General features: G+C 73.0%; 25 protein-coding genes. 15 read left to right on the top strand and 10 right to left on the bottom strand.

What is annotated here, in order from left to right; genetic code table 11:
* Positions 1-61: 61 nt before the first annotated feature.
* Genes GRC12_RS03145 through GRC12_RS03135 form a run of 3 tightly spaced genes read left to right on the top strand, consistent with a single transcriptional unit; the run spans position 62 to position 1,944 of the window.
* Positions 62-739, top strand: coding sequence for a phosphatase PAP2 family protein (locus GRC12_RS03145; protein WP_208777129.1), 678 nt, complete (start codon positions 62-64; stop codon positions 737-739).
* Positions 736-1,245, top strand: coding sequence for a hypothetical protein (locus GRC12_RS03140; protein WP_244371960.1), 510 nt, complete (start codon positions 736-738; stop codon positions 1,243-1,245). The genes GRC12_RS03145 and GRC12_RS03140 overlap by 4 nt, the downstream gene beginning before the upstream one ends.
* Positions 1,246-1,254: 9 nt before the next feature.
* The gene (locus tag GRC12_RS03135) at positions 1,255-1,944 is read left to right on the top strand and encodes an HAD family hydrolase (RefSeq protein ID WP_208777122.1); all 690 of its coding nucleotides are present in this window, start codon (positions 1,255-1,257) and stop codon (positions 1,942-1,944) included.
* A 17-nt stretch (positions 1,945-1,961) separates the two neighbouring features.
* Here GRC12_RS03135 and GRC12_RS03130 read toward each other — a convergent pair whose 3' ends face one another.
* On the bottom strand, positions 1,962-2,210 hold the full coding sequence (locus tag GRC12_RS03130) for a DUF2630 family protein (protein ID WP_133046825.1): 249 nt from the start codon (positions 2,208-2,210) through the stop codon (positions 1,962-1,964).
* A 242-nt stretch (positions 2,211-2,452) separates the two neighbouring features.
* On the opposite strand from GRC12_RS03130, the gene GRC12_RS03125 reads away from it, so the two are divergent.
* A complete protein-coding gene (locus GRC12_RS03125; protein WP_208777119.1) occupies positions 2,453-3,145 on the top strand; it encodes a TetR/AcrR family transcriptional regulator in 693 nt (230 codons plus the stop codon).
* Here the strand turns inward: GRC12_RS03125 and GRC12_RS03120 are convergent.
* A complete protein-coding gene (locus tag GRC12_RS03120; protein WP_208777117.1) occupies positions 3,133-4,635 on the bottom strand; it encodes an LVIVD repeat-containing protein in 1,503 nt (500 codons plus the stop codon). The two genes, GRC12_RS03125 and GRC12_RS03120, sit on opposite strands and share 13 nt — an antisense overlap.
* Positions 4,636-4,733: 98 nt before the next feature.
* On the opposite strand from GRC12_RS03120, the gene GRC12_RS03115 reads away from it, so the two are divergent.
* A complete protein-coding gene (locus GRC12_RS03115; RefSeq protein WP_208777203.1) occupies positions 4,734-5,399 on the top strand; it encodes a DUF305 domain-containing protein in 666 nt (221 codons plus the stop codon).
* Positions 5,400-5,426: 27 nt separating this feature from the next.
* On the opposite strand, the gene GRC12_RS03110 is transcribed toward GRC12_RS03115, so the two are convergent.
* Complete coding sequence (locus GRC12_RS03110) at positions 5,427-5,939, bottom strand: DUF6214 family protein (RefSeq protein ID WP_208777108.1); 513 nt, start codon at positions 5,937-5,939, stop codon at positions 5,427-5,429.
* Positions 5,940-6,075: 136 nt separating this feature from the next.
* Between GRC12_RS03110 and GRC12_RS03105 the strand changes: the two genes are divergently transcribed.
* The gene (locus GRC12_RS03105; protein ID WP_208777106.1) at positions 6,076-7,413 is read left to right on the top strand and encodes an FAD-dependent oxidoreductase; all 1,338 of its coding nucleotides are present in this window, start codon (positions 6,076-6,078) and stop codon (positions 7,411-7,413) included.
* Between the two features lie 124 nt (positions 7,414-7,537).
* Positions 7,538-8,923 (top strand): nucleobase:cation symporter-2 family protein, encoded by a 1,386-nt coding sequence (locus GRC12_RS03100; RefSeq protein WP_208777104.1) that lies wholly within the window; start codon positions 7,538-7,540, stop codon positions 8,921-8,923.
* 99 nt (positions 8,924-9,022) lie between these two features.
* On the opposite strand, the gene GRC12_RS03095 is transcribed toward GRC12_RS03100, so the two are convergent.
* The 4 genes from GRC12_RS03095 to GRC12_RS03080 form a co-directional block, all read right to left on the bottom strand.
* The gene (locus GRC12_RS03095; RefSeq protein ID WP_208777102.1) at positions 9,023-9,199 is read right to left on the bottom strand and encodes a hypothetical protein; all 177 of its coding nucleotides are present in this window, start codon (positions 9,197-9,199) and stop codon (positions 9,023-9,025) included.
* 122 nt (positions 9,200-9,321) lie between these two features.
* Positions 9,322-13,578, bottom strand: a complete 4,257-nt coding sequence (locus tag GRC12_RS03090; RefSeq protein ID WP_208777100.1) for a cation-translocating P-type ATPase — start codon at positions 13,576-13,578, stop codon at positions 9,322-9,324.
* Positions 13,579-13,587: 9 nt separating this feature from the next.
* Positions 13,588-14,226: a hypothetical protein gene (locus tag GRC12_RS45295; protein WP_244371958.1), complete on the bottom strand. Its 639-nt coding sequence runs from the start codon at positions 14,224-14,226 to the stop codon at positions 13,588-13,590.
* A gap of 334 nt (positions 14,227-14,560) precedes the next feature.
* Entirely contained in the window at positions 14,561-15,307 is a 747-nt protein-coding gene (locus tag GRC12_RS03080; RefSeq protein ID WP_208777098.1) for a PaaX family transcriptional regulator C-terminal domain-containing protein, read from the bottom strand.
* Between the two features lie 71 nt (positions 15,308-15,378).
* Here GRC12_RS03080 and GRC12_RS03075 point away from each other — a divergent pair, with 71 nt between their 5' ends.
* On the top strand, positions 15,379-17,031 hold the full coding sequence (locus GRC12_RS03075; protein ID WP_208777096.1) for a DNA alkylation response protein: 1,653 nt from the start codon (positions 15,379-15,381) through the stop codon (positions 17,029-17,031).
* A 221-nt stretch (positions 17,032-17,252) separates the two neighbouring features.
* Here GRC12_RS03075 and GRC12_RS03070 read toward each other — a convergent pair whose 3' ends face one another.
* Positions 17,253-17,837, bottom strand: a complete 585-nt coding sequence (locus GRC12_RS03070; RefSeq protein ID WP_208777094.1) for an Rv1733c family protein — start codon at positions 17,835-17,837, stop codon at positions 17,253-17,255.
* 269 nt (positions 17,838-18,106) lie between these two features.
* Here GRC12_RS03070 and GRC12_RS03065 point away from each other — a divergent pair, with 269 nt between their 5' ends.
* The 4 genes from GRC12_RS03065 (at position 18,107) to GRC12_RS03050 (ending at position 22,050) form a co-directional block, all read left to right on the top strand.
* Positions 18,107-19,192 (top strand): WD40/YVTN/BNR-like repeat-containing protein, encoded by a 1,086-nt coding sequence (locus GRC12_RS03065; RefSeq protein ID WP_208777092.1) that lies wholly within the window; start codon positions 18,107-18,109, stop codon positions 19,190-19,192.
* Between the two features lie 73 nt (positions 19,193-19,265).
* Positions 19,266-19,943 carry a uracil-DNA glycosylase gene (locus GRC12_RS03060; protein ID WP_208777089.1) on the top strand — a complete coding sequence of 226 codons (678 nt, stop codon included), beginning with the start codon at positions 19,266-19,268 and terminating at the stop codon, positions 19,941-19,943.
* Positions 19,940-20,941 (top strand): N-acetylglucosamine kinase, encoded by a 1,002-nt coding sequence (locus GRC12_RS03055; protein ID WP_208777087.1) that lies wholly within the window; start codon positions 19,940-19,942, stop codon positions 20,939-20,941. The genes GRC12_RS03060 and GRC12_RS03055 overlap by 4 nt, the downstream gene beginning before the upstream one ends.
* A 185-nt stretch (positions 20,942-21,126) precedes the next feature.
* Positions 21,127-22,050, top strand: coding sequence for a sirohydrochlorin chelatase (locus GRC12_RS03050; RefSeq protein ID WP_208777085.1), 924 nt, complete (start codon positions 21,127-21,129; stop codon positions 22,048-22,050).
* Positions 22,051-22,132: 82 nt separating this feature from the next.
* On the opposite strand, the gene GRC12_RS03045 is transcribed toward GRC12_RS03050, so the two are convergent.
* Positions 22,133-23,167: a lactonase family protein gene (locus tag GRC12_RS03045; protein WP_208777083.1), complete on the bottom strand. Its 1,035-nt coding sequence runs from the start codon at positions 23,165-23,167 to the stop codon at positions 22,133-22,135.
* Positions 23,168-23,269: 102 nt separating this feature from the next.
* Entirely contained in the window at positions 23,270-24,763 is a 1,494-nt protein-coding gene (locus tag GRC12_RS03040; RefSeq protein ID WP_208777081.1) for an FUSC family protein, read from the bottom strand.
* Positions 24,764-24,988: 225 nt separating this feature from the next.
* Between GRC12_RS03040 and GRC12_RS03035 the strand changes: the two genes are divergently transcribed.
* From GRC12_RS03035 to GRC12_RS03025, 3 genes are all read left to right on the top strand, one after another.
* Entirely contained in the window at positions 24,989-25,465 is a 477-nt protein-coding gene (locus GRC12_RS03035; RefSeq protein ID WP_208777078.1) for an Lrp/AsnC family transcriptional regulator, read from the top strand.
* Positions 25,466-25,526: 61 nt separating this feature from the next.
* Positions 25,527-26,216, top strand: a complete 690-nt coding sequence (locus GRC12_RS03030; protein ID WP_208777076.1) for an HAD family hydrolase — start codon at positions 25,527-25,529, stop codon at positions 26,214-26,216.
* Positions 26,217-26,281: 65 nt separating this feature from the next.
* A partial coding sequence (locus GRC12_RS03025; RefSeq protein WP_280117407.1) for a biotin carboxylase N-terminal domain-containing protein occupies positions 26,282-26,676 on the top strand: 395 nt, incomplete at its 3' end.

Here is a 26,676-nt window from a genome sequence, read left to right as displayed (position 1 = left end):
GGGGCGGAGCCCGCACCACCGCAGCGGGTTTCAGGCACGATCCGGCGGCGAGGTTCGTCTTATGCACCATCCGCCCGCCGATGCCCCACCCCGCGCGCCAACCCAACGCGTGACCCCGCGCGCCGCACTCCTGCTCACCCTGGCCCTGTCCTCGGCCCTCCTGCTCGTCTCGGTGGCGCGGAGATGGCGCCCCCTGACCGACGCCGACGCCGGCATCGCCCGCACCACGCACCGCTGGGCCGTCGACGAACCCGGCCTCACCCACGCCTTCCGCGTCCTCACGGACTGGGTCTGGGACCCGTGGACGATGCGCCTGGTCACCGCGGTCGTCGTGGTGTGGCTGGTCCGGCGCCGCTCGGCGCGCTGGACGGCGCTGTGGCTGGCGGTCACGGTCGCGGTGGGTTCCCTGGTGCAGCAGTCCCTCAAGGCCGCGATCGACCGCCCGCGCCCGGTGTGGCCGGACCCCGTCGACTCGGCCCACTACGCGGCCTTCCCCTCGGGCCACGCGATGACGGCCACGGTCGTCTGCGGCCTCCTCCTGTGGCTCCTGCACCGCCACGGCACGGGCCGCACCCTGTGGCGTACCGCCCTGACGGTTGCCGTCGTCTCGGTGGCCGGCGTCGGCCTGACCCGCGTCTGGCTGGGCGTCCACTGGCCTTCGGACGTACTGGGAGGCTGGCTGCTGGGCGCACTGCTGGTGGCACTGGCCGCCCTGGCACACCGGCGATGGGCTCCATGAGCACGCGGGGCTACGGCTACATCGGGCCGGAAGAACTGCGGCCGCAGGCGGGAGGGGGCGCCGCGGGACGCGCGATCCGCACGTCCGCCGACCTCGACGTCTGGATGGCCGAGCGCGGCGCGCAGGAGGCCGCGGAACCCTTCACCTACGTCATCGGACTGGACGGTCTGCTGCGGCTGGCACCACGGCGCAGCGAGCATGTGGCCTGCGCCGGAGGCGGACGGGTCCTCGCCGCGGGTGAGCTGGGACTGACCCGGGGACCGGGCGGCTGGGCGGTCCAGGACGTCAGCAACCAGTCCACGGGCTACTGCCCGGACCTCGACTCCTGGCACTCCGTCCGCGCCGCCCTGGACGCCCTGGGCATCGAGCATCCCGGCGGGTTCACGCACGAGGTGGTGTTCCGGCGGTGTCCGGCGTGTGCGGAGGTCGGCATCGTCCGGGAAGGCGACTTCGTGTGTGTCTTCTGCGGTGCGGAGCTTCCCGCTCGCTGGAACATCGCCCCGTAAGATCCACTCATGCTTGCTGTTCTGTTCGACTTCTCCGGCACCCTCTTCCGTATCGAGTCCACCGAATCCTGGCTGCGGGCCACATTGGACGAGGTCGGAGTCGCCCTGCCGGAGGCGGAGTTGGCTCAGGCGGCGAAGGGGCTGGAGGTGGTGGGGGCGTTGCCGGGCGGGGCGGCTCCGCAGCGGCTGCCCGCTGAACTCGCCGAGCTGTGGCGGGTCCGGGACGAGAGCGCCGAGTCGCACCGGGCCGCGTACAGCGGGCTCGCCCGCCAAGTTCCGCTGCCCGACCCGGCGTTGTACGACGCGCTGTACGACCGGCACATGACGCCGGCGGCCTGGACGCCGTATCCCGATGCCGCCGAGGTGCTGTACGCGCTGTGCGAGCGCGGGCTGGGGATCGGCGTGGTCAGCAACATCGGGTGGGATCTGCGGCCGATCTTCGACGCGTACAACCTCGACCGGTTCGTGGACGCGTACGTGCTGTCCTACGAGCACGGCATCCAGAAACCCGACACCCGGCTGTTCGCGGTCGCCTGCGAGGCGCTGGAGGTCGAACCGCACGAGGCGCTGATGGTCGGCGACAACCGGGAGGCCGACGGCGGGGCCGCCGGCCTGGGCTGCCAGGTGCACTTCGTCGATCATCTGCCGGCGCACGAGCGCCCCGACGCACTGCGCCGGGTACTCGACCTGGTGGACTGACCGCCGCCCGTGCTCCCCTACTCGATGTAGCCCTCCACCTGCGAGGACGGCCGCACCTGCGCGTCGTCCGGGTTCTCCCCGAACTCCGCCTTGGCGCGCCGCTGTCGCAGCAGGTCCCAGCACCGGTCGAGCTCGACCTCGAGCTGGGCGAGCCGCTGGTGTTCCGTCGAGCTGTCGATCTCGCCGGCCGCGAGGGACTCACGGAGCTTGCGCTCGTCCTCGACCATTTCCGTGATCCTCGCCAGGATCCGCTGGTCCTGTTCCATCTCCGCACGCTCCTCTGGTCGACACTCGTGACCACTCTAGGGACGGTGCGGCGGCCGTGCGACGGATGCGCGAAAGGCCCAGTAAGTCGCCTGAGGTAACCATCGGGCCAAGAGACCGTCCGCCTGAGACGATCCCCCGCGTCGCCCCAGACGGACGGCAGCACTGACCAGGCCCGCGAAAGCGGCGGACCGGTCATGCTGAGTATAGTTGGCTGGCAGCCAGTCAACGCAGGAGTTACAGCATGTCCCCGCGCAGCGCCTCGGTCAATGAAGAGTTGCGGAGACGTTCCCGGGAGCGGCTCCTGCAGGCGGCTGTCGAGATGGTGGCCGAGCGCGGCTACGAGGCGACGACGCTCTCGGACATCGCTGACCGGGCCGGTTCCGCGCGCGGCCTGGTGTCGTACTACTTCCCGGGCAAGCGGCAGTTGGTGCAGTCCGCGGTGCACCGGCTGATGCACCGGACGCTGGAGGAGGGGCTGGAGCGGGAGCCGCGCACCGAGGACGGACGGGAGCGGATGGCGCGGGCCATCGACGCGATCCTGGGACTGGCCCAGGAGCGGCCGGTGCTGATGCGTCAGCACATGGCCGGGCTCCTGCAGGCGGAGGGCTTCGTGCAGTGCCCGGAGCAGCAGCGGCTGGCCGAACTGCTGCGTGACACCGTCGCCCGGCACGGCTCCGAGGACGCGGACTATCCGATGCTCCGCTCCCAACTGATGGGCGCCGTCTACGCGATGGTCCTGCCGAATGTGCCGATGCCGATCACCACCCTGCGGGCCGAGCTGTTCAAGCGCTATCGGCTCGACTGGGAGATGGGCGTCCCGCCGGACACTGGGGAAGCGTCCGGCGGGACCCACCAGACGGATCTGTCCCGCTACTTCGCGACCGGGGACGGGCCGGACGAGGAGCCCGGCCCGTCGCCCGCTCAGTCGAAGTAGTCCGGCTGCGACTGGACGTTGAGCTCACTCAGGCGTACCCGCTGGGCCGGGTCCGTGCGCCGGTCGGTGAGCTTCAGGACGTCGAGGCCCTTGGCGATGTCGTTCACGTAGATGTGGCCGTTGTAGTAGTACGCCGACCAGGCGCCGCCCACGGTGAGCGCGTCGGTGGTCAGCGGGCCGCGCTCGAAGTAGGCGATCTCCTTCGGCTTCGTCGAGTCCGTGAACTCCCAGACCGAGACACCGCCCTGGTACCAGGCCTGCACCATGATGTCCCGCCCCTTGACCGGGATCAGCGAGCCGTTGTGGGCGACGCAGTTCTCGGTGTCGGCCTGGTGGCGGGGGATCTTGTAGTAGCCGCGGAAGACCAACTTGCGCTTGTCGCCCTTGCCGACGATGTCGTAGATGCCGTCGGCGCCGCGGTTCGGGCCGACGGCCGCGTTGCAGGTGGCCGCTCCGCCGCCGCCCAACTCGTCGGTGAACACCACCTTGTTGGCCTTCTGGTTGAAGGTCGCGGAGTGCCAGAAGGCGAAGTTGACGTTGTCCTGGACCTGGTCGATGACCTTGGGGTGCTCGGGGTCCTTGATGGAGAACAGGATCCCGTCGCCCATGCAGGCGCCAGCCGCCAGGTCCTTCGAGGGCAGGACGGTGATGTCGTGGCAGCCGGTGGTCTTGGAGACGCCCGGATTGGTGGGCGCGCCCGGGTTGCCGCCGCCGTCGGGGCCGTCGCCCGGGAAGAGGACCGGGAAGCTGACGACCGCGGCCTTCTCGGGGTGGTCGCGCGGGACCTTGATGACCGAGATGCCGTCGTGCGGCGGCTGACAGTCGGGATAGGCCGTGCTGGGCGAGTACGAGGAGACGTAGACGTAGACGTCACGGCGCTGCGGCACCAGCGTGTGGGTGTGGGAGCCGCAGGCGGTCTCGACGGCGGCGACGTATCTGGGGTTGCGCTTGTCGCTGATGTCGAAGACCTTCATGCCCTCCCAGGAGGACTTCTCGGTCGCGGGCTGGGTGGTGCTGTTGCAACTGCTGTCGCTGCGCGAGGAGTCGGTGGACAGGAAGAGCAGGTCGCCGGAGACGGAGATGTCGTTCTGCGAGCCCGGGCACAGGACTTGCGCGACGGTCTTCGGCGCCTTCGGGTTGCCGATGTCGAAGATGCGGAAGCCGTCGTAGTTGCCGGCGAACGCGTATCTGCCCTGGAAGGCGAGGTCGGAGTTGGTGCCGGGCAGGGCGTCCTTGGGGATGTTGGCCAGGGGCTGGATGTTGGCGGAGTGGACGCTCTCGTCCTGGCCGGGTATCTCACCGCTCGCGATGGCCTCGGCGGCCTGTTCCCGTGCGGTCTTGGACACGGCCTTGCCGGTGGCCGGCGTGTCCCCCGGGTCGGGGGTCGCGGCGGCCGGGCCCGCGGTCAGCAAAGCGGCCAGGAGTCCGGCCGCGGTGGCGGCGACTCCCAGACGTCTGCGCCGCGTTCGGGACGCGTTGGACAGGATCAACTGTTTTCTCCCTTGTTCCATCCGTGTCGGAACGGTTCACGCATCCCCGAAGTATCGTCTTTGCCATGGGCAGATCAACAGAGGGCAACGAACTCGCAATGAAGGATTTCGACAGACCGGGCAGGAGGGCCGGCGCCAGGGCATCTCTGGCGCTCCTGAGTCTTCTGACCCTGCTCGCTCTGACGGCCTGTGAGTCGGGGTCCCAGGCCAAGTCACCCCCGGCCGACGGGCCTTCGGTGATCGTGCCGGGCGGTCCGGGTGAGCGGAACCGGACCATGTCCGCCGCGGACGCCGCCGCGCAGCGCGCCGAGGACGACTCACCCAACTCCGCGGACGTCTCGTACGCCCGCATGATGATCGCGCACCATCGCCAGGCACTGGAGATGACCGAACTGGCCCCGGACCGCGCGGAGTCGACATCGGTGAAGCGGCTGGCGGAACGCATCGCAGCAGCGCAGGGCCCCGAAATCGCCTCCATGCGGGGCTGGTTGACGACGCACGGGAAGGCGGAGAAGTCCGCCGGACACGCCCACGAGGCCATGCCCGGCATGGCGACAAAGGCCCAGCTGAGTCAACTGCGCGCGGCCCGGGGCAAGGCCTTCGACCAGCTCTTCCTCACCCTGATGATCACCCATCACGAGGGCGCGATCACCATGGCCACGGACGTGAAGGCCCAGGGCAACAACCTCCTCGTCGAGGAGATGGCGGACGACGTGGTGGCCCAGCAGACGACGGAGATCACCCGCATGCGCACGCTGCTGTGACGCCGGAGGACACCTCAGCCGTCGGACTCAGCGGCGGGCGTGGCCCGGTGTCAGGTAGCCCGCGTCGCGGGCCTGGGAGATCAGCCGGAGCGTCTTTCGGCGGCTGTGGCCGGTTGCGTGCATCACCGCGAGCACGGGGTCGTAGCCGTCTTCCTGGGCCGCGCGGTACTCCTCGGCGACGAGGCGGCGGCCTTCGAGGCCGCGGGGCCAGGCGGGGCGGGCCCGGCGGCCGGGTCCGGGGTCACCGGCCGGTTCCGGTGCGAGGCCGCACGCTTCGAAGATCGGCTCCTCGATCCAGTCCGCGAGGACCGCGAGGTCGTCCAGGGAGAGGGCCGGCAGGGCCCGTACGTCCTCCAGGGAGACGCATCCCTCGCTCACCACGGCGAGCGCGTCGACGCGGGCACCGTCGGGAAAGGCCAGCCGCACGGTGAACCAGGACGTGTTGCCCCTGTCTTCCCGCACTTCCCACGCGGGCCACACGGAGACGACGCCGTCCGTCGGACAACGATCAGAAAGATTAAGAAAGGATGCTTCTAGCACACACGCAACGTAACCGCATGATCACTTTGCATACGAACGGGACACGCACGGGTGTGGCGCGCCTGCACCCTGTCAGCCGAGCACGCGCGGTGCGATGCTGGGGCGTCAGCGATCTCCCGCCGTGAGGAGTTCCGCCGTGCTGCGTGTCGCCGTCGTCGGCTCCGGGCCGAGCGGGGTCTACACCGCCCAGAGCCTGACCCAGCTGGACCCCGAGGTCCTCGTGGACGTCCTGGACCGGCTCCCCTGTCCCTACGGCCTGGTGCGTTACGGGGTCGCACCGGACCACGAGAAGATCAAGTCGCTGCAGAACACCCTGCGTACGGTCCTGGAGCACGAGCGGGTGCGATTCCTCGGCGGCGTGCAGGTGGGCCCCGGCGGCGTGCCGACCGCGCGGCTACGGGAGCTGTACCACGCGGTGGTGTACTGCGTGGGCGCCGCGACCGACCGGCACCTGGGAATTCCGGGCGAGGACCTGCCCGGCAGCTGGTCGGCGACGCAGTTCGTGTCCTGGTACAGCGCCCATCCGGACGCCACCGACGACGGGTTCCTGCGGGGCGCGCGGTCGGCGGTCGTCATCGGCGTGGGCAATGTCGCGGTGGACGTCGCGCGCATGCTGGCCCGGGGCGCTGACGAGTTGAGCCCGACCGACATGCCGCAGGCCGCGCTCGGCGCGCTGGCTGCGAGCCGGGTGACCGACATCCACGTGGTGGGCCGGCGCGGCCCCTCCCAGGCCCGCTTCACCACCAAGGAGCTGCGCGAGCTGAGCGGGCTGCCCGGCGCCGAAGTCGTCGTCGATCCGGACGAGTTGGCGCTGGACCCGGCGTGCGCCGACCCGTCCGCGCTGCCCGCGGCCCAGCGGCGCAACGTGGAGGTCCTGCGCGGCTGGTCCCAGGTACCGCCCCAGGACGCCCCGCGCCGCATCCGGCTGCGCTTCTTCCTGCGCCCCGTCGAACTGCTCGCGCATGACGGCCGCGTGGGCGCCGTCCGCTTCGAGCGCACGGCTCCCGACGGGCACGGCACAGTGACGGGCACCGGCGCGTTCGAGGACGTCGAGGCGCAGTTGGTGCTGCGCTCGGTGGGCTATCGCGGAGTGCCGCTGGAGGGGCTGCCGTTCGACCCGGCCGACGGCACGGTGCCGCATCTCGCGGGACGTGTGCTGCGCGAGGGCGTCGTCGTGCCGGGCGAGTACGTGGCCGGCTGGATCAAGCGGGGCCCGACCGGGGTCATCGGCACCAACCGGCCGGACGCCAAGGAGACGGTGACCTCCCTGCTCGAGGACGCCGACGTGCTCGTACGCCAGGACGTGCCCGACGACCCGGTGGCCGCGCTGTCCGTGGCGGGCGTCGAGCCGGTGACCTGGGCCGGCTGGCAGGCCATCGAGCGGGCGGAGGCGGCGCTCGGGGCCTCTCTGGGGCGGGGCGTGGTCAAGCTGGCCGACTGGGACTCGCTGCTGGCGGCGGCGCGCACGTCGTAGCGGAGTCGGACGCGGACGGGTGGGCAGTACACAGAGCGGCAACACCCCGGCAATCAACAAACTGTTCAATCCGCTTACGGTCTCGTCCTGTTCGGATGTCCCCTCCGCCGCCCTGGAGTTCCCCATGACCACACCCGCGCCCGTCCATCCCGTCGACGAGGTCCCGCCCGTACGGCAGTTGGCCGCCTTCGGACTGCAGCACGTGCTCGCGATGTACGCGGGCGCGGTGGCGGTGCCGCTGATCGTGGGTGGGGCGATGAAGCTGTCGCCCGCGGATCTGGCGTACCTGATCACCGCGGACCTCCTGGTGTGCGGGATCGCGACGCTCATCCAGTGCGTGGGCTTCTGGCGGTTCGGGGTGCGCCTGCCGATCATGCAGGGCTGTACGTTCGCCGCGGTATCGCCGATGGTGCTGATCGGGACGACGGGTGGCGGACTGCCCGCGATCTACGGGTCGGTGATCGTGGCGGGGCTCGCGATCGTTCTGCTGGCGCCGGTGTTCGGGAGGCTGCTGCGCTTCTTCCCGCCGCTGGTGACCGGCACGGTGATCCTGATCATCGGCGTCTCGCTGCTGCCGGTCGCGGGCAACTGGGCGGCGGGCGGCGCCGGTTCGAAGGACTTCGGGGAGCCGAAGAACCTCGGCCTGGCCCTGTTCGTGCTGCTGGTGGTGCTGGGTGTGCAGCGGTTCGCGCCGGCGTTCCTCGCCCGGATCGCGGTGCTGATCGGTATCGCGGTGGGCCTGGCGGTGGCCGTCCCCTTCGGGTTCACGGACTTCGGCGGGGTCGGCGACGCGGACTGGCTGGGCATCAGCACGCCGTTCCACTTCGGTGCGCCGACGTTCCACCTCTCGGCGATCGTCTCGATGCTGGTGGTGGCGCTGGTGACGATGACCGAGACCACCGGTGACCTGATCGCGGTCGGGGAGATGACCGGGCGCGGGGTCGAGCCGCGTTCCCTCGCGGACGGTCTGCGGGCCGACGGTCTGTCGACCGTGCTGGGCGGCGTCTTCAACACCTTCCCCTACACGGCCTACGCGCAGAACGTCGGCCTCGTCGGCATGACCCGGGTGCGCAGCCGCTGGGTGGTGGCCGCGGCGGGCGGCATCCTCGTGCTGCTCGGTCTGCTGCCCAAGTTGGGCGCGGTGGTCGCGGCGATACCGGCGCCGGTGCTCGGCGGCGCCGGTCTGGTGATGTTCGGGACGGTGGCCGCGAGCGGTCTGCGCACGCTGGCCCAGGTGGACTTCAAGGACAACCACAACCTCACCGTGGTGGCGGTCTCGGTCGCGGTGGGCATGCTGCCAGTCGGGGTGCCGACGGTGTACGAGAAGTTCCCGGACTGGTTCCAGACGGTGATGGACAGCGGGATCAGCGCGGGCTGCCTGACGGCGATCGCCCTGAACCTGCTGTTCAACCACCTTCCCGCGAAGGCGACTTCCGTCCCCGAGCCGGACGGCCTGCCGAGTGGCGGCGGCGAACAGGGCGTCGAGGAGTCCCGGGAAGAGGTGGTCTAGCCAGTTCGTCGCAGCCCGGCCCGGCGGGGGCGCGGCACGTGGCCCCTGAGCTCGGTGCCGACGTGCGCGTGCCCATCCAGTGCCGCCGGTTCGTGCAGGTCAGGACGCCACGGCACCCTGGGGGTGACCGGGCGGCGGGTAGGCGTGCCCGCTGAGGGCCTCCCGCGCCTGGTGCTGCGCCCGCTCGGCCACCTCCCGGGTCTCCGTCACGACGTCTCCGCGCTCCCTCACCAGACTGTCGTACACCGGCAGACGGTCGTACTCACTCGAATTCATGCGTGCCCCAGACGTGCGGCGGTTCATGGCCGACGAGCAATAAACCAGAGCCGGTCAAACGTCTTCGGGGGGACGCGCGGGAGTTCTGCACTCATGGTGCGAACATCTTGTGACCACGGTCGTCACCCCTGCTCCTCCCGACGGCCGAGGACGCGCTGGCCCAGCAGCGCGAGCGCGATCGCCGTCATGACGCCCACCCAGGCGACCGGGCCGAGCGGGGTGCAGCCGAACAGGTTGCTGACGCCCGGGGTCTGGATCAGGGCCACCAGAACGACGGCCGAGCCCAGGGAGGTGAATCGCACCAGGGGGCTGTCCCGCCGGTCCAGCAGGGTCTGCGCCAGCTGCGTGCCGACCACACCGCACAGCGCCATGGTGCTGGAGCGGCGCGCCGTGCCCGGGGTGAAGCGGCCGAACAGCCAGGCGACGAGCGCGCCCAGGGTGGTCCCGACGGCCCGGTGCCGGATCTGCCGGATCAGCGGCGCGCCCAGAACGTCGGAGGTGTCCTCCGGCGAGTCCGCGGTCGCCCGTATCGCCTCCTCGTCCGGCGTGACCGCCACCGCCATCGCCGGGAACAGGTCGGTGAACAGGTTGACCAGCAGCATCTGCCGGGTCGACAGGGGTGCCCGGCCGCCCAGCAGGGTGCCGAGGATGCCGAAGCCCACCTCGCCCGCGTTGCCGCCGATCAGGATGGCGATGGCGTCGGCGACGCTGTGCCACAGGGCCCGCCCCTCGTGGACGGCGTCGATCAGCACCCTCAAGTCGTCCTCGGTCAGCACCAGGTCGGCGGCGTTGCGGGCGGCGGCCGAGCCACGGGCGCTGATGCCCACGCCGATGTCGGCGGCGCGGATCGCGGCGGCGTCGTTGGCACCGTCGCCGACCATCGCCACGACCCGGCCGGCGTCCCGGAACGCCTCGATGACCTGGAGTTTCTGCTCGGGCGCGACCCGGGCGACGACTCCCACGTCCCGCAGCATCGCCGCCCTGGCCGACCGGTCGGCCGCCGTCAGCTCGTCGCCGGTGACAACGGCCGTGTCCGCCGGCCAGCCCAGGTCCTCGGCGATGCTGCGGGCGGTCTGCGGATGGTCCCCGGTGAGCATGACCGGCCGTACGCCCGCCTCGCTCAGGCCGTGGATCAGCGCGGGCGAGGTCTCCCGGGGCGCGTCGGCGAGCGCCAGCAGACCGGTGAACTCCAGGTCCCCGAGCGGCGCGTCGAGTACGTCGGCGTCCTGAGCGCCGTCGTCGAGGCGCCGTTCGGCCACGGCCAGCACCCGCAGTCCGTCGGCGGCGAGGGAATGCGCCGTGTCCCAGGCGTGGGAGGGCAGTTCGGAGCAGGCGGGCAGGACCGTCTCCGGGGCGCCCTTGACCACGAACGTGCGCGGCCCGTCGCCGACCCGGCCGACCGCGGCGGCGTAACCGCGGGCGGCCTCGAACGACAGCGCTTCGAGCTGGGTCCACTCGGGGTCGGGCCCGGCGGCGTCGAGCACGGCCTCGTCGGTGGCGTGCACCGGGCGGTCCGAACCGCCGTTCAGCCGCGGACAGGCGCGGGCGGCGGCGCGCAGCGTGTGGGCGTCGGTCGCGTCGGCGGCGGAGAGGACCTCGCCGTCGGTCAAGGCGATACGGGCCAGCCGCAGCCGGTTCTCGGTGAGCGTGCCGGTCTTGTCGAAGCAGATGGTGTCCATCCGGCCCAGCGCCTCCAGCGTGCGCGGGGTGCGCACGAGGACACCGCGCCGGCTCAGCCGCCGGGCCGCAGCCAGCTGTGCCACGGTCGCCACCAGCGGCAGCCCCTCGGGCACGGCGGCCACCGCGACGGCCACTCCCCCGCTGACCGCCTCGCGGATGGGCGTACCGCGCAGCAGCGACAGCGTGGTGACCGCGGCCCCGCCGGCCAGCGTCAACGGCAGGGCGCGGCGGGTGAGTTCCTGCAGCCTGCCCTGCACGCCCGGCGCCGGAGGGGTGCGGGCGGCGAGGTGGACGGCGCGGGCGGCCTCGGTGCGCTCGCCGGTGTCCACCACGACGGCGCGGGCGTTGCCGGCCGCGACGGTGGTGCCCTCGAAGACCATGCAAGTGCGTTCGGCGACCGCCGCCTGCGGGGTGGGGTCGGTCTGCTTCTCCACCGGCAGGGACTCGCCGGTGAGCGCGGACTCGTCGACCTCCAGACCGTCCTGCCACAGCAGCCGGGCGTCGGCGGGCACCACGTCGTCGGTCTTGAGCTCGATGATGTCGCCGGGACGGAGCCTGGCCGCGTCGACGGTCCGGGGTTCGTCCTCGGCGTCGTCCTCCGGTGGCGCGACCCGTGCCTTCTGTTTCTGGCCGGCCAGCAGCCTGGACAGGGCCTGATCGGCGCGCAGCCGTTGGACGCCGCCGACGAGGGCGTTCAGATCGAGCGCGCCGACGACCAGGAGGGCGTCCACGGCGGACCCGAGGATCGCCTCGGCCGCCGAGCCGACGGCCAGGACCGGGGTGAGCGGATCGTCCAGTTCCTCGCGCACCGCATGGAAGAGCTGCCCGGACCAGCGCAGGGGCGCCAGCAGGGGGTGGCCGGTGCCGGGCTCTTCGGCCGGTTCAGGCTCCGGCTCGGCTTCCTCGTGCGGTGTGCCCTCCAGCCTGCTCCGTACGTCCTCGGCGTCCAGTTCGTGCCAGGCGACGCGGGGACGCGGATGCGGGGCGGGGGTCGCGGCCACCCGCAGGGCCGAGCGTGCCCCCGAGAACAGGGCCACCGCGGCGCCCACGTCGACCGGGGTGTGCCGCAGGCCGGGCCAGGGCGTGCGGCTGGGTTTGCGGGTCTCACCGACGGCCACCAGCAGCCCGGACAGCGCGGCACCGGAGCGGGCCAGGATCTGGGCGCGGCGGCCCACCCCCCGGGCGGCGGGGATGGCGGTGAGCAGTCGCCACACGTCAGTCAGGCCATGCAGGGCCAGTACGTCCGCCCCCCAGACGACGGCACTGTCGTGGTCGGCGAGGGCGACGGCGATGTCACCGCCGAGGAGCCCGGCCAGCACGTCCGAGTCGTCCGCCGACCGCGGGCGTGCGACCGTGACGACGGTGTCGCCCTCCTCGCGCAGCTCGGCCACCACCTCGCTCAGCGGCCGGTCGCGGGAGACCACCCGGTCGGCGAGGCCCGTGATGTCGGACAGGGCGGGGTCGTCCACCAGCACGACGCTCAGGCCGGCGCGCCGGGCCGCGTCCAGCACCGGCTCGGCCCACGCGTCCGGTTCGCCGTCCGGGTCGCGCAGCGCGCTCGGGTGCAGGACGACCGTGCCGGCCATCTCCAGCTCGCGCAGCCGTTCGGTGTTGCGCACCAGCACGCCCTCGCGGGACAGGGTGGTGCTCAGGACGGCGTGGAAGGCGGCGGGCCCGTAGCGCGCGGCCTTGGGGGAACCCGCGAGGACCGCTTCGGCGGCCTCCGTCCCGTTGTGTTTGACCAGCATGGTCGCCACCGCGCCGAGCAGACTTCCGGCCGAGGCGTTGGTGGCGTACTCCTGCGCCGGGGAGGTGCGCAGGGGCGGGCGGGGAGAGTGGCCGGCGGCGACGCCCGGACGCCCGGGTGCAACCACGTCGTCGTGCACCGTCTCGAAGGCGGCCGTGCGCGCCACGGTCTCCGCCAGTTGGAGGCTGCGCAGAGCGCCGTCGAGCACCAGGGCGGTCGGGGTCCTGCCGGCGCCGTGCGCGGCCGCGTTCAGGACCGCCAGCAGCAGGTCCATCCGGGTGCGCCCGAGCCGGTCGCGCAGCCAGCCGCGCACGGAGGGGTTCTCGCGCAGCAGCGTGACCAGGGCGGTCACCTGGCGCGGCGAGGGCGGCAGGTTCAGCAGGTATCCGGCCACGCCGACCGCGATGCCGGCGACGTCGGCGCCGAGCGCCTCCGCAGCGGCCCGGACCCCGGCGGGATCCGCCGGATGCCCGAAGTCCTCGACGTCCTCGTCGGTCTGGGTGAGTCCGTGCCGGGCGGCGAGGTCGACCGCCTCGTCCACGACCCGGTCGCCGGCCTCCTCCTCCACGGCGGCCACCACCAGCCGCTCCAGCCCTCCGTCCCAGTAGGCGTAGGCCACGTCCGGGTGCTCGGCGAGCGCCTCGACGACCCGCCGGATCCGGTGCTCCCGTCCGCCGTCGGCGAGGTCGGGGTCCGGGTCCGCCGGTCGCAGGGCCAGGTGGGCGCGAGCGCCGGACCGCCAGGGGCGTGGACCGCGCGGCAGCGAGGCGCGGACGGCGCGTGCGACGTACTTCGCGCCGTCCGCGCCTCGTACACCTGCGCGGGCCGTGCCGGCCGCCGCCCCGGCGGCCGCACCCATCGCGGGCGCGGCCCCGCGTACCAGCAACCGGGGCCCGACCGCCGCCCATCCCACCAGAGCGACGGCCGGACGTGACAGCACTCCCAGAACCATCGCGCGCCCTCAGTCGGTCGTGCGGTCGGGGTGTTCCTGCGTGTCGCTCCGCCCCGTCAGGGACTCGGCCGGACCGGGGGCGCCGGGATCCGGTGCCGTCGGTCCGGGAACATCGGCGCCCGGGGCCGGCGCGGCGGGGGCCGCCTCCGCACCAGGGTGCGGAGAGACGGGCCCGGGGGCGTCGGTGACCGGGGCGGTTCCCATGGGTGCCGAGTCGGCGCCCGGAGGTGTGGGTGTCGGTCCCAGCGGTGCCGTCACCTCGGTGACGGGCGGCGGTACGGCCCCGCCGGCCGTCGGTTCCGTGCCGACGGGAGTGCTCATCGCCTCCTCCACCGCGGGTGCGCCGTCCTCGGCGCTCACCGCGTCCCCGCTGGTGGGATGCTTCGGCCGTGGCTGCGTCAGCCAGGCCACCGCAGCACCGGTGACGGCGACGGGCCACTCCACGACGCCCGCGACGCCCAGCACCCCCGCGCCCGCGTACACCGCCATCCGCCGCCCGCGCGGCGACACCGCTCCGACCTTGTCCAGGGCCCCCTCGGTCGCCCTGCTCACCATTCCCGCGCCGGGCACCTTCCGCAGCACGGACGCCGCGTTACGCAGCGGCTCCGGGAGGGTGGCCGACGACGACTGTCGCTCCTGCCGAGCCATGACTGTCCTCGATCCGTCTGAGGTCGCTTGCCGAAACACGTCGGGTTCCCACTCACAGCCTGGTCATCCGGTCCGAGCAAGCGCAATTCGACCGCGGCGACCCAAGTCGGGCACTTCGGTCGCAGCGGCGACACGGGCGGTCGTCAACCCGTCGTTCCGGCCGTCCCGTTGAGCGGGATGGAGCCGCGCTGTCGCCCGTGGTGCCGGTGATGGTGGGGGAGCCGGTCAGACCGGTGTTCCAGGCGTTGGTCGTCGCGGTCACCCTGCAGGCGCCCGGCGGGGGCTGCGGCGCCGTACGAAGCGCACTCGCGCGGCGTTTCGTACGGCCGCCGTGTCAGCGGGTGACGGCTCCGGTGATCTCCCGCTGGTACCGCGCGTAGGCGGTGCGCAGGGGCGCGCCCGGCCAGTCGGCGGGGAGCAGTTCGGGGGGCAGTACGGGGTCGGCGAGCAGATGGCGTACGACCGCCGCGAAGGCCGTGAAGCGGTCGGCCGGGAGGTCCGCCCCGGCGAGGTGGGCGAGCAGGGCACGGGCCGTGGCGGCCCAGGCGTCCAAGGGCCACAGGGCGGCGGCCAGTTCGCGCGCGGGACGGTCGGGCCGCGCGGTGTAGGACTGGGCCACCGGTGCCAGCTCCTCCTGCGGCACGCGGCGGATCAGGTTGGCGGGGCGCAGCCAAACGCCCTCGCGGAGTTCGGCCAGTCGCAGGGCGGTGAGACGGGCGCGCAGGTCGGCTCGTTCGGCGGGGCCGCGGCCCGTCGCCGTGATCACCACCATCTCCCAGTCGCCGTCCCACGCGCGCGTGCGGGCGTCCACGGCCTCGTCCTGGCGGCGCTGGCGGGCCAGGAGCCGGTCGCTGAGCCGGTAGACGGAGTCCGTGCGCCGCAGGTCACCGGCGTTCACCATGCGGCTGAGCGCGGCACGCAGCGTGGAGCCGCCGACGCCGAACGGCTCCACCACGCGGATGAGGTCCTTCACCGGAAGCTCCGGCGGATGCGTGCCCAGCAGCAGGCTCAGCACGACCGAGCGCGCGGACAGCGGCCGCAGGTCGACCTCGCCGGACGGCTCTGACACGTTCATGCGCATGGGCACGTACTGTACGTGCGCCTCCTTGTTGCAACATTGCTACGGTCGAAGAAAAGGTGCAACATGGCGGAATGGCCTCGACACCCACGCCCGCGCACGCGACCCATGACGTCACCAACCAGCCGCCTCCATTGACGCCCTACGACGCCGCCCAGGACACCGCCCTGCTCGAGGGGCTGCGGCGGGAGGGCGCCGGGTGGGCCGAGGAGGAGATCCGCCGGCTCGGCCTGCGGGCCGGCAGCGCCGAGGCGCAGGAGTGGGCCGAACTGGCCAACATGCACGAACCGGTGCTGCGCACGCACGACCGGTACGGCAACCGGATCGACGAGGTCGAGTTCCACCCGAGCTGGCACCACCTGATGCGGGCCGCCGTGGCCGAGGGGCTGGCGGGCGCGCCCTGGGCGGACGACCGCCCCGGCGCCCATGTCGTGCGCACGGCGGGCGGACTGGTGTGGGGGCACACCGAGGCCGGGCACGGCTGTCCGACGTCGATGACGTACGCGGCCGTCCCCGCCCTGCGCGCCCAGCCGGAACTGGCCAAGATCTACGAACCCCTCCTGACCGGCAGGGAGTACGACCCGGAGCTGCGGGTCCCGACGGAGAAGCCCGGTCTGCTCGCCGGCATGGGGATGACCGAGAAACAGGGCGGCTCGGACGTCCGTACGAACACCACCGTGGCGGCCTTGACCGCCGAGCCCGGCGTGTACACCCTGCGCGGGCACAAGTGGTTCACCTCGGCCCCGATGTGCGACGTGTTCCTGGTGCTGGCGCAGGCTCCGGAGGGGCTCTCCTGCTTCCTGGTGCCGCGGATCCTGCCGGACGGCAGCCGCAACACCTTCCGCATCCAGCGCCTGAAGGACAAGCTGGGCAACCGCTCCAACGCGTCCTCCGAGCCGGAGTTCGACGGGACCGTGGCCTGGCTGGTCGGGCCCGAGGGCCGGGGCGTGAAGACGATCATCGAGATGGTCAACTGCACCCGCCTGGACTGCGTGATGATGTCGGCCACGCTGATGCGCAAGACGCTGGTCGAGGCGGGCCACCATGTGCGCCACCGCAGCGCGTTCGGGGCGCGGCTGATCGACCAGCCGCTGATGCGCAACGTCCTGGCCGACCTGGCGCTGGAGTCCGAGGCCGCCACGACGCTCACCCTGCGGCTGGCCGGGGCCGCCGACCGGGCGGTCCGCGGCGACGCGGGCGAGGCGGCCTTCCGGCGGATCGCGACGGCCGTCGGCAAGTACTGGGTCACCAAGCGGGGCCCGGCCTTCACCGCGGAGGCCCTGGAGTGCCTGGGCGGCAACGGCTACGTCGAGGAGTCCGGCATGCCCCGCCACTACCGCGAGGCACCCCTGCTGTCGATCTGGGAGGGCTCCGGGAACGTCAACGCCCTGGACGTGCTGCGGGCACTCAGGCGCGAACCCGCCACCGCACACGCCCTGTTCGACGAACTCGCCCTGGCGCGCGGCGCGGACGGCCGGCTGGACGCGGCCGTGGTCCGGCTGGAGGGACTGCTGGCCGCCGGGTCCGAGGCCGGTGCGCGCCGGCTGGTGGAGCTGATGGCCCTGGCCCTGCAGGCATCCCTGCTGGTCCGGCACGCCCCGCCCGCCGTCGCCGACGCCTTCTGCGCGACCCGGCTGGGCGGCGACTGGGGCCACTCCTTCGGCACCCTGCCCGACGGTGCCGGCGTGGCCGCGATCCTGGAGCGCGCACTGCCCGCCGACGGCTGAACCCGACGAACCGTGGGAGCGGACGGCGGCCGCGTGCGCGGCGGCGCATCAGCGGGAACCCGGAGCCGGCGGTCCCCGTCCTGCACACCTACTGTCACCACCGCTGCCACACCGCACTCGGAGGCCGGCCACCCATCACCCGCGTGAACAAAACCGGGGGTCAATACACCTGGCGGCACTCGCCGCAGAGCACCGGTTTCAGCGTGCCCCTCGTCGCCCCGTCACCGGGTCTTGCGCCCCCACAGCGGGCCGAAGCGGGACCACTCGGTGTCCCATTGGGCCATGCGGCGGCGTTCCAGGCGGCCGCACAGGACTCGGCCGCCCACGAAGGGGACCGCTGCCGCGCTGATGCCGACCAGGACGCCGATCAGGGAGGCCCGCAGATGGGCCTGGGAGGCGGTGGCCGGCTTGGTGACCAGGTGGCCCTGGCGGTCCGACCAGATCGGGACCGTGGAGCCGGCCGGGCTGCCGGGACGGACCCGGACCTGGCCGGTGTGGCCGGAGCCGTCCGGCGCGGTCCAGCGGACCGTGCCCCAGACCTGGTCGCCGCTGGCCGTCCCCGTGCCGGTGGCCGCTTTCCCGGGTGCCTTCTCGGTGAGCCGCGCCTCGACCTGGCGCCACTCCACCCGCTCACGGGCCAGCCCGTGCTCGACGGACTGGGTCGCCGCCAGACCGGCCAGTACCCCGGCGACCACGGTCACCAGCCAGGCACCCAGCACGACCCAGGCCTCCACCGTGTCGGCGCGACGCTTGAGCGGGTTGCGCCGCCAGCGCCACAGCCACACCTTCGGACCACGGAACGCCATCGAAGGCATCCTCCTCATGAGCACAACGATCCCCGACCTCCCTCCCATACGGGCGAAGGTCCCCTGATGCTCAGGGCGACTCCCCCTGTCTCGACGGTCGCACGAGTACCCCGCTCACGCAGGCGTGTTCGTGAAAGAGGCCACAAGATCCCGGAGTCCGTCCTGCCACCGCCGTCTGACCTGCGGCGACGCGGTTTGGGAGGTGACTGTCAGTGGTGGGGTGCAGACTGGCCGGTGTCTGGGACAGAGACGTCGCGGAGGTGATCGGCATGACCGAGGTACTGCTCGCCGTGGGCACACGAAAAGGCCTGTTCATCGGGCGCAGGCGCGGGGACGAGTGGGAGTTCGACGAGAGTCCGTACTTCAACGCGCAAGCTGTCTACTCGGTGGCCATCGACACCCGGGGAGACCGCCCGCGCCTGCTGGCCGGGGGCGACAGCTCGCACTGGGGGCCCTCCGTCTTCCACTCCGACGACCTGGGCCGCACCTGGACCGAACCGTCGCAGCCGGCCGTGAAGTTCCCCAAGGACACGGGCGCCTCGCTGGAGCGGGTGTGGCAGTTGCATCCGGCCGCCGCGGAGGACGACGTGGTGTACGCGGGCACCGAGCCGGCCGCGCTGTACCGCTCGGAGGACCGCGGGGAGACCTTCGAGCTGGTCCGTCCGCTGTGGGAGCACCCCACCCGGTCGAAGTGGGTGCCCGGCGGCGGCGGTGAGGGCCTGCACACCGTCCTCACCGACCGGCGCGACCCGCGGTCGGTGACGGTCGCGGTCTCCACCGCCGGGGTGTTCAGGACCACGGACGGCGGAGCGAGCTGGACGCCCGCCAACTCAGGGGTCTCCGCGGTGTTCCTGCCGGATCCGAACCCGGAGTTCGGACAGTGCGTGCACAAGGTCGCCCGCGACGCGGCCAACCCGGACCGGCTGTATCTGCAGAACCACTGGGGCGTGTACCGGAGCGACGACGCGGGCGGCCACTGGACCGACATCGGCGAGGGACTGCCGTCCACCTTCGGCTTCGCGGCGGCCACCCATCCGCGGCGCGGTGACACGGCGTACCTGTTCCCGATCAACGCCGACGCGGACCGCGTGCCGGCCGGTCGCCGGTGCCGGGTCTTCCGCACGCAGGACGCGGGCAAGTCCTGGGAGCCGCTGTCGGCGGGTCTGCCCCAGGAGGACCACTACGGCACGGTGCTGCGGGACGCGATGTGCACGGACGACGCCGACCCGGCGGGCGTGTACTTCGGCAACCGCAACGGCGAGGTGTTCGCCTCGGCCGACGACGGCGACAGCTGGCGGCAGTTGGCCTCGCACCTGCCGGACGTCCTGTGTGTGCGGGCCGCGGTGGTCGGATGAGCCGTCAGGGGGGAACGGGGGGCCTTGGCCACCGGTTGATCTCCGCTGCCCGTACGGCAGTAGGGTGACGCGCGTGGCACCACGACCGTTGCATGAAATCGTCGAAGCGGGCTGGGCGCAGGCCCTGGAACCCGTCGCCGGGCGGATCGCCGACATGGGGGACTTCCTCAGGGCGGAGATCGCCGCGGGACGCACCTATCTCCCGGCCGGCCCGAACGTCCTCAGAGCCTTTCAGCAGCCCTTCGACGACGTACGGGTCCTGATCGTCGGTCAGGACCCGTATCCGACGCCCGGACATGCGGTGGGGCTGTCGTTCTCGGTGGCTCCCGATGTGCGTCCGCTGCCGGGCAGCCTCATCAACATCTTCCGGGAGCTGAACACCGACCTGGGCCTGTCCCAGCCCTCAACCGGTGATCTGACGCCGTGGACTCAGCAGGGGGTGCTGCTGCTCAACAGGGCGTTGACGACGGCTCCCCGCAAGCCGGGCGCGCATCGCGGCAAGGGCTGGGAGGAGGTCACCGAGCAGGCGATACGCGCCCTCGCCGGGCGTGGCAAGCCGCTGGTGTCGATCCTGTGGGGGCGCGACGCGCGCAACCTGCGGCCGCTGCTCGGCGACCTCCCGTCGGTGGAGTCCGCCCACCCCTCCCCCATGTCCGCCGACCGCGGCTTCTTCGGCTCCCGTCCCTTCAGCCGCGCCAACGACCTGTTGGTCGGCATGGGCGGCCAACCGGTGGACTGGCGTCTGCCGTGACCGGCGGGCGCGCCGGCGAGCGGGGTTCGGCCGGTGTTCTCGCGGTCGACTCGGGCGGCTCGGGGCTGCGGGTCGTCGTGGGGACGATCCAAGGGGCCGTTCTCGGGCGGCGTGAGTCGGCGGGGCCGGTGCGGACCGGGGCGCGGGGGATCGACGCCGGGCACTTCATGGAGCGACTGGTGCCTCTGGTGCGGGCGTTGCTCGCCGACAGTGGAGTCTCGGAGGTGCGGGCGGCCGCTGTCGGGGCCGCCGGGCTCGCCAGCCTCGGTGACGACCTGCGTGCCGGGCTTCCGGCGGGGCTGCGCGCGGAGTTCGGTGTTCCGGCCGTCGCTCTCGCCGCCGACGCGGTCACCGCGTACACCGGTGCGCTCGGGGCGCGGCCCGGCGCCGTGATCGCCGGCGGCACGGGACTCATCGCGGTCGGTACGGATCTCCGGCGCTGGCGGCGCGCGGACGGCTGGGGGCATCTGCTGGGCGACTGCGGCAGCGGTGCCTGGATCGGCCGGGCCGGGCTGGAGGCCGCCCTGCGCGCCCACGACGGACGGCCCGGCGGATCGGCGGAACTGCTGGCGCGCGCCGAGGAGTTGTTCGGCGCGGCGTCCGGAATCCCCGGGCGCCTCTATCCCCGTACGGACCGGCCCGCGGTGCTCGCCTCCTTCGCGCCCCAGGTCGGGGCCTGCGCCGGGAGCGACGCCGTGGCCGCGGACATCCTGCGCGCGGCGGCCCGGCACATGGCCGGGTCCGCGGCGGCCGTGTGCCCGGCCGAGGGTGACCCGCACGTCGCCGTCACCGGGGGTCTGTTCAACCTGGGCGACCCCCTCCTCGTGCCGCTGGAGGAGGAGTTGACGAGGGCGCTGCCGAACGCCCGGCGGGTGGCGGCGGCCGGTGACCCGTTGAGCGGCGCCCTGCGCATCGCGGCCGACCTGGCCGCGGGCACATTCACCCTGCCGGTTGACGCGGCGATGTTGTCCGTGGTGACCACAAAGGGTTGTCCGTAGTGACCACAAAGGGTTGTCCGTGGTGACCACTAAGGGCAACTGATCCCAAGGCTCCGCAATGCGCCCGGTTCGCACGGCGATCACCGACGATTCCGGCGTAACTCATCAGACAAAACAGGACGGATACCGCTCACCTGCACCCTCCCCGAACGGGAGAGCCCAAGAAGCCAGTAACATGCGTCGCCATGAGCTCCCCCACTGGACCCGCGTCCGGCCTGCCAGTACGAATGCCGCGACCTCGCCAGCCCGGGCGGCACCGCCGACCCGAGCCGCTGGCGGCTCCCGAGGGCGCGCCCGCGCTCGTCCTCGCGGTGCCGGGCACTCCCGGCGCCGCGACGCGCGGCCTCGCCGAGGAGGTCGTGAGCATCGCCCGCTCCGAGCTCCCCGGTCTGGACGCGCGCATCGCGTACCTGGACGGGGACGACACGGAGTTCCCCACGCTCCAGGGTGTGCTGGCGCACGCCGCCGAGGAGCGCACGGCCCGCTATGAGCAGGCCAAGGCCGCCGGCCTGGACATCAAGGAGCCCGACGGCCCGGTGGCGGTCGTGGTGCCGCTGCTGGCCGGCCCCGACAGCGCGCTGCTGCGCCGGATCCGCCAGGCCGTGATGGAGAGCCGTGTCGCGGCCGACCTGACGGATGTGCTGGGCCCGCACCCGCTGCTGGCCGAGGCGCTGCACGTGCGGCTGTCGGAGGCGGGGCTGGCCCGCGCCGACCGCGCCCGGCTGTTCACCGTGGCGACCGCGGCGGACGGCATCATCCTGGCCTCTGTGGGCGGTGACGAGGCCGTGCAGGCGGCCGGGATCACCGGCATGCTGCTCGCCGCGCGCCTCGCCGTGCCGGTGATGGCGGCGGCCCTGGACCAGGACGGTTCGATCGCCTCCGTGGCCGAGCAACTGCGCTCCTCGGGCTCGCAGCAGCTGGCGCTGGCGCCGTACCTGATAGGGCCGGAGATCGACCCCGGTCTGATCGAGGAGGCGGCCAAGGAGGCGGGCTGCGCGGCCGCCGAGGCGCTGGGCCCCTACCCGGCCATCGGGAAGCTCGCGCTGGCCAAGTACACGACCGCCCTGGGCATCGCCCCGCAGCAGCCGCAGGGGGCGCCGGTCCGCTGACCCGTACGGCACGAGGTGACACTGCCGAAGGGCCCGCTCCGCAGTCCGGAGCCGGGCCCTTCGGCGTTCGTGTCCGCGAGGCTCAGTCGAGGACGACGCAGGACGCGGCCGGAACCTCGATCGAGCCCTCGTAGCGCGGCAGACCGGTGTGCGGGTCGACGGCGAACCAGGTCACGTCGCCGGAGCGCTCGTTCGCCGCGTAGAGGAAGCCCTCCGACTCGGTGAGGGCGCGGGGCCACTGGCCGCCGCAGGGGACCGTGCCGATCAGCCGCAGCTCCTCGCCCTCGACGGCGAACGTGGACAGGACGTCCTCGCCGCGGGTGGCGATCCACACGAAGCGGCCGTCGTGCGAGGCGACGATCCCCGAGGGGTAGGCGTCGCCGGCCGGGGCGGCGGGCAGTACCTGGGTCTCGGTCAGCGGTTTGAGGGTGCCGTCCTCGGCGTCCCAGTGGCAGGCGGTGACGGTGGGGGTGAGCTCGTTGACGACGTACGCGCGCGTGCCGTCCGGGTGGAAGGCCAGGTGGCGGGGCCCGGAGCCGGGGCGCAGGGCGATCTCGCGGTGCACGGTCAGTTCGCCGTCCGTCAGGGCGCACACGCGCACCGAGTCCGTGCCGAGGTCGACGCTGACGGCCCAGCGGCCGCTGGGGTCGGGCTGCACCTGGTGGGCGTGCGGGCCCTGCTGGCGGCGGGTGTGGGGACCGGACCCGGTGTGCTGGAGCACGGCGGACGGGGCGTCGGCGAGGGTGCCGTCGGGGCGCAGCGGTACGGCGGTGACGCTGCCGGAGCCGTAGTTGGCGGTCAGGACGTGCCCGGCGTGGAGGCTGAGGTGGGTGGGGCCCTGCCCGTCGACCGGCACCGGCGCCCCGGCCCGCTCGAGCCGGTCCTCGGCCACCCGGTAGGCGGCCACCGCGCCCTCACTGGTCTCGCTCACGGCGTACAGGAGGCCCCCGCCGGGCGCCAGGGTCAGATACGACGGGTCGGGTACGCCGTCCACGCTGCTCAGGGCGGTCAGCGCGCCGCCGCTCGCGGCCACGGCCGCCGTCACGATCCCCGGCCCTCCCGCCGCCGTGAACGACCCGATGAAGGCTCTCCGCCGCCGCACGCCGCCATCCGTCACCGCTGTCCCCTCTCGGTTCTGTGCCGCTGGGGGTGACGGTAGCAGTCGATCACGTGCGGTCTAGACCAGAGGGGGGACGGTTCCTGTCGTGCCGGTGCATGGTCAGGCGCCGGCCAGAGGGGATCCGGACGGTGTGCGCAGGGGCGCGGCGAGTTCCGCGAGGGCGCGTTCCACTCCGTGCAGATGGGCCAGGGCGCCCGCGGCGGGAGGCTCGGGCGCGAGGGCGACCTGGCCGGTTCCGTCGCCGGTGAGGGCCTCGACCGCGGCCTCGACACGCCAGCAGGCCGCGGCGAGGCGGGCGTCGTGCGAGGCCTCCGGGTCTGCGGCGACCGAGGCCAGGCCGCGGATCTCGCGGGCGCAGTCGTCGAGGAGGGCCAGTACCCGGCGGGCGCGTCGCTTGCGGCCGAGCAAGGGGTTGAGCGGGTGCACGAGGGGGGCGACGGACAGTCGTACACGACCCAGCAGCTGCTCCAGCTCGGCCACCCTGGAGGCGGGGTCGGCGTCCGGGGAGCCCGCGAGGCGGGCCGCGGCCTCCGCCGTGCAGGCGTGCACACAGCGCAGGGCCCGTTGGATCCAGGCGTCGGTGGTGCGGTGCGTGGTGACCGGGAGGACGAACAGGACGGCGAGGGCGGCGCCCAGCGCGCCGACGCCGGTCTCGGTCAGGCGCAGGGCCAGCAGGCTCGGGGTGAGCACGCCCAGGAGGCCGTAGAGGAGCTCGGCGAGGAGGGTCACGCAGAGCATCATCCAGGTGTACGAGACGGCCGCCGAGTAGAAGATCCCGAAGACGCAGGCGGCCAGGAGGACGGCCGTGGGCAGGGCGGCCCCGTCCACCGGCACGGCGATCAGGACGCCGAGGCCGATGCCGATCACCGTGCCGAGGACCCGGCGGAAGCCTCGGACCAGTGTCTCGCCGCGCGAGGCGGTGTTGACGAAGATCCACCAGGTGGCGCCGACGGCCCAGTACCAGCGCTGCCCGGACACCAGCTGGCCCACGACCAGGGCGAAGCCCGCGCCGACGGTCGCCTGGACGGCCTGGCGCGTGGTCACGCGGGCGAGGCCGGTACCAGCCGGCGGGGCGGGCGCGGGCGGCGCCGGGGGCAGCCGGTCCTCGTAGCACCAAAGGCCGAACCGCACCGCCGCCGCGCTCAGCAGGGACAGGACGACGGCGGCGGACAGCTCGGGCAGCCGCGCGGCGGTGGCGTGCAGGAACTGGGCCACGAAGAAGGTCATGAACGCGAAGACGCCGAGGCTGTGTCCGCGCGGGCCCCAGCGGCGCGCGTACACGCCGGCGCCGACGACCGCGAGGAAGGTGAGGTCGCGGGCCACCGGATGGTCGTGCAGCTCCGCCGCGGCGGCGAGCACCGGCAGGCCGACGGCGGGCAGCAGCGCGGTGGTGACGGCCTGTCCGCGGACCGTGGCGTCGGCGACGGTGAACAGGGCGAGCAGCGCGGCCAGCCCGCCGGTGACGGCGCCGACGAGGGACAGCCCGGCCAGCGCGCACACGACGACGGCGAGCCCGATGCCGACGACCGCCCGGCCGGCGAACCGCAGCCGGACGCGCCCCGGATCCGGAGCCACGAACACCCGCTTCAGCACTGCTTCCCGCCCCCTTGAACCACGGCGAACCACGGCGAACCAACGGCGAACCACGGCATGGAAAAGGCGCCGCGGGGTCCGCAGCGCCATCGACGCGCCCATTGCAGCATCCGCACCGCTCCTGGCTCAAGTGGCGCGGGATATGCTGAGCCATTGGTACAGTGAAGGCGGTTCGGGGGCGGCCACGGGCGAGCCAACGGACCAGGCACGAGGAGAGTCCGCCCCATGGCCGTCGACGAACTCGACACCCGCATCCTGCGACTGCTGCTGGAGCAGCCCCGCACGAGCGTGCGCGAGTACGCCCGCATCCTGGGCGTCGCGCGCGGCACGCTGCAGGCCCGCCTCGACCGGCTGGAACGGGACGGCGTGATCACCGGGACCGGCCCGGTGCTCTCCCCCGCCGCCCTCGGCCACCCCGTCCTCGCGTTCGTCCACATCGAGGTCACCCAGGGCCACCTGGACGACGTGGGGGACGCGCTGGCCGCCGTCCCGGAGATCGTCGAGGCCTTCTCCATCACCGGCGGCGGCGATCTGCTGACCCGGGTGGTGGCGCGGGACAACGCCCATCTCGAGGACGTGATCCAGAAGCTGATCAGCATGCCCGGTGTCGTACGCACCCGCACCGAGGTCGCCCTGCGCGAGCGCGTTCCGCAGCGGCTGCTGCCGCTGGTCGAGTCGATCGGCCGGTCGGCCCGGACATGACCTGTGCCATCCCGGACATGGCCTCTGCCATGCTGGACATGACCTTTGCCATGCTGGGCGCATGAGCAAGCTCGGCACTCTCTCGGTCATCTTCGATCTCGACGGAACACTCGTGGACAGCGAGCCGAACTACTACGAAGCGAGCCGCCGGACCCTCGCCGAGCACGGTGTCCCCGGCTTCACCTGGACCGAGCACGAGCGGTACGTCGGCGTGAGCACGCAGGAGACGGCACGGCTGTGGAAGCGGGAGTACGGCCTGACGGCCCCCGCCGACGAACTGCTCGCCGCGACGAACCGCCGTTATCTAAAGCTGGCCGGCGCCGCCACGCGCGTGTACCCGGAGATGCGCGAGTTCGTGGAACTGCTCGCGACCGAGGACGTGCCGATGGCCGTGGCCTCGGGTTCGTCACCGGAGGCCATCGAGGCGATCCTCGCGGGCACGGGCCTGGACGCGTATCTGCGTACGGTCGTCTCGGCCGACGAGGTGCCCCACGGAAAGCCCGCGCCGGACGTCTTCCTGGAGGCAGCCCGGCGCCTCGGGGCCTCCCCGGCGGACTGCGTGGTGGTGGAGGACGCGGCGCCCGGCGCCGCCGCCGCGCACGCGGCCGGGATGCGTTGCATCGCCGTCCCGTACCTCACCGCGCAGGCCGACGCACCGCAGTTCGCCACCGCGGACCTGCTCCTGCGCGGCGGGCAGCCGGAGTTCACGGCGCGGGCCGCGTACGACTGGCTGGTGCGATCGGCGCGTTGACGGCGGCTACGGCGTCGATGAGCATGATCGGGCCGGTCGATGACGTCCGCTGCCTGGAGGGTTCCATGGGTTCTGCCGCCGTGCTCGTCGCCAACCGCGGGGAGGTCGCCGTCCGGGTGCTGAGGGCAGCGGCGGAGGCCGGGCTGCGTGCGGTCGCCGTGTACGAGGAGCGCGACGACGGCCATGCCCGGCTCGCCGACGAGTCCGTAGCGGTGAGCGGTTACCTGGACGGCGACGCCCTGCTCGCCGCCGCCCGGAGCACCGGCTGCGACTACCTCCACCCCGGTTACGGCTTCCTGAGCGAGGACGCGGAGTTCGCGCGCCGCTGCGCGGAGGCGGGGATCGTGTTCGTGGGCCCCTCGCCGGAGGTGCTGGCGGTGTTCGGGGACAAGACGCGGGTCCGGGAGCTGGCCGTCGGGGTGGGGGTTCCCGTGCTGGAGGGGGCCGACGGGCCGAACGG

It is taken from the genome of Streptomyces griseorubiginosus, assembly GCF_017614965.1.
GTDB classification, from domain to species: domain Bacteria; phylum Actinomycetota; class Actinomycetes; order Streptomycetales; family Streptomycetaceae; genus Streptomyces; species Streptomyces griseorubiginosus_B.
Note: the sequence above shows the minus strand (reverse complement) of the source record. Positions and strands in the feature narration are given on the sequence as shown.

Bases quoted from the DNA above. Each gene is read 5' to 3' on its own strand.
- GRC12_RS03145 (WP_208777129.1), top strand. From the start codon at position 62: ATGCACCATCCGCCCGCCGATGCCCCACCCCGCGCGCCAACCCAACGC.
- GRC12_RS03140 (WP_244371960.1), top strand. From the start codon at position 736: ATGAGCACGCGGGGCTACGGCTACATCGGGCCGGAAGAACTGCGGCCG.
- GRC12_RS03135 (WP_208777122.1), top strand. From the start codon at position 1,255: ATGCTTGCTGTTCTGTTCGACTTCTCCGGCACCCTCTTCCGTATCGAG.
- GRC12_RS03130 (WP_133046825.1), bottom strand. From the start codon at position 2,210: ATGGAACAGGACCAGCGGATCCTGGCGAGGATCACGGAAATGGTCGAG.
- GRC12_RS03125 (WP_208777119.1), top strand. From the start codon at position 2,453: ATGTCCCCGCGCAGCGCCTCGGTCAATGAAGAGTTGCGGAGACGTTCC.
- GRC12_RS03115 (WP_208777203.1), top strand. From the start codon at position 4,734: ATGAAGGATTTCGACAGACCGGGCAGGAGGGCCGGCGCCAGGGCATCT.
- GRC12_RS03100 (WP_208777104.1), top strand. From the start codon at position 7,538: ATGACCACACCCGCGCCCGTCCATCCCGTCGACGAGGTCCCGCCCGTA.
- GRC12_RS03095 (WP_208777102.1), bottom strand. From the start codon at position 9,199: ATGAATTCGAGTGAGTACGACCGTCTGCCGGTGTACGACAGTCTGGTG.
- GRC12_RS03090 (WP_208777100.1), bottom strand. From the start codon at position 13,578: ATGGTTCTGGGAGTGCTGTCACGTCCGGCCGTCGCTCTGGTGGGATGG.
- GRC12_RS45295 (WP_244371958.1), bottom strand. From the start codon at position 14,226: ATGGCTCGGCAGGAGCGACAGTCGTCGTCGGCCACCCTCCCGGAGCCG.
- GRC12_RS03080 (WP_208777098.1), bottom strand. From the start codon at position 15,307: ATGCGCATGAACGTGTCAGAGCCGTCCGGCGAGGTCGACCTGCGGCCG.
- GRC12_RS03075 (WP_208777096.1), top strand. From the start codon at position 15,379: ATGGCCTCGACACCCACGCCCGCGCACGCGACCCATGACGTCACCAAC.
- GRC12_RS03070 (WP_208777094.1), bottom strand. From the start codon at position 17,837: ATGGCGTTCCGTGGTCCGAAGGTGTGGCTGTGGCGCTGGCGGCGCAAC.
- GRC12_RS03065 (WP_208777092.1), top strand. From the start codon at position 18,107: ATGACCGAGGTACTGCTCGCCGTGGGCACACGAAAAGGCCTGTTCATC.
- GRC12_RS03050 (WP_208777085.1), top strand. From the start codon at position 21,127: ATGAGCTCCCCCACTGGACCCGCGTCCGGCCTGCCAGTACGAATGCCG.
- GRC12_RS03035 (WP_208777078.1), top strand. From the start codon at position 24,989: ATGGCCGTCGACGAACTCGACACCCGCATCCTGCGACTGCTGCTGGAG.
- GRC12_RS03030 (WP_208777076.1), top strand. From the start codon at position 25,527: ATGAGCAAGCTCGGCACTCTCTCGGTCATCTTCGATCTCGACGGAACA.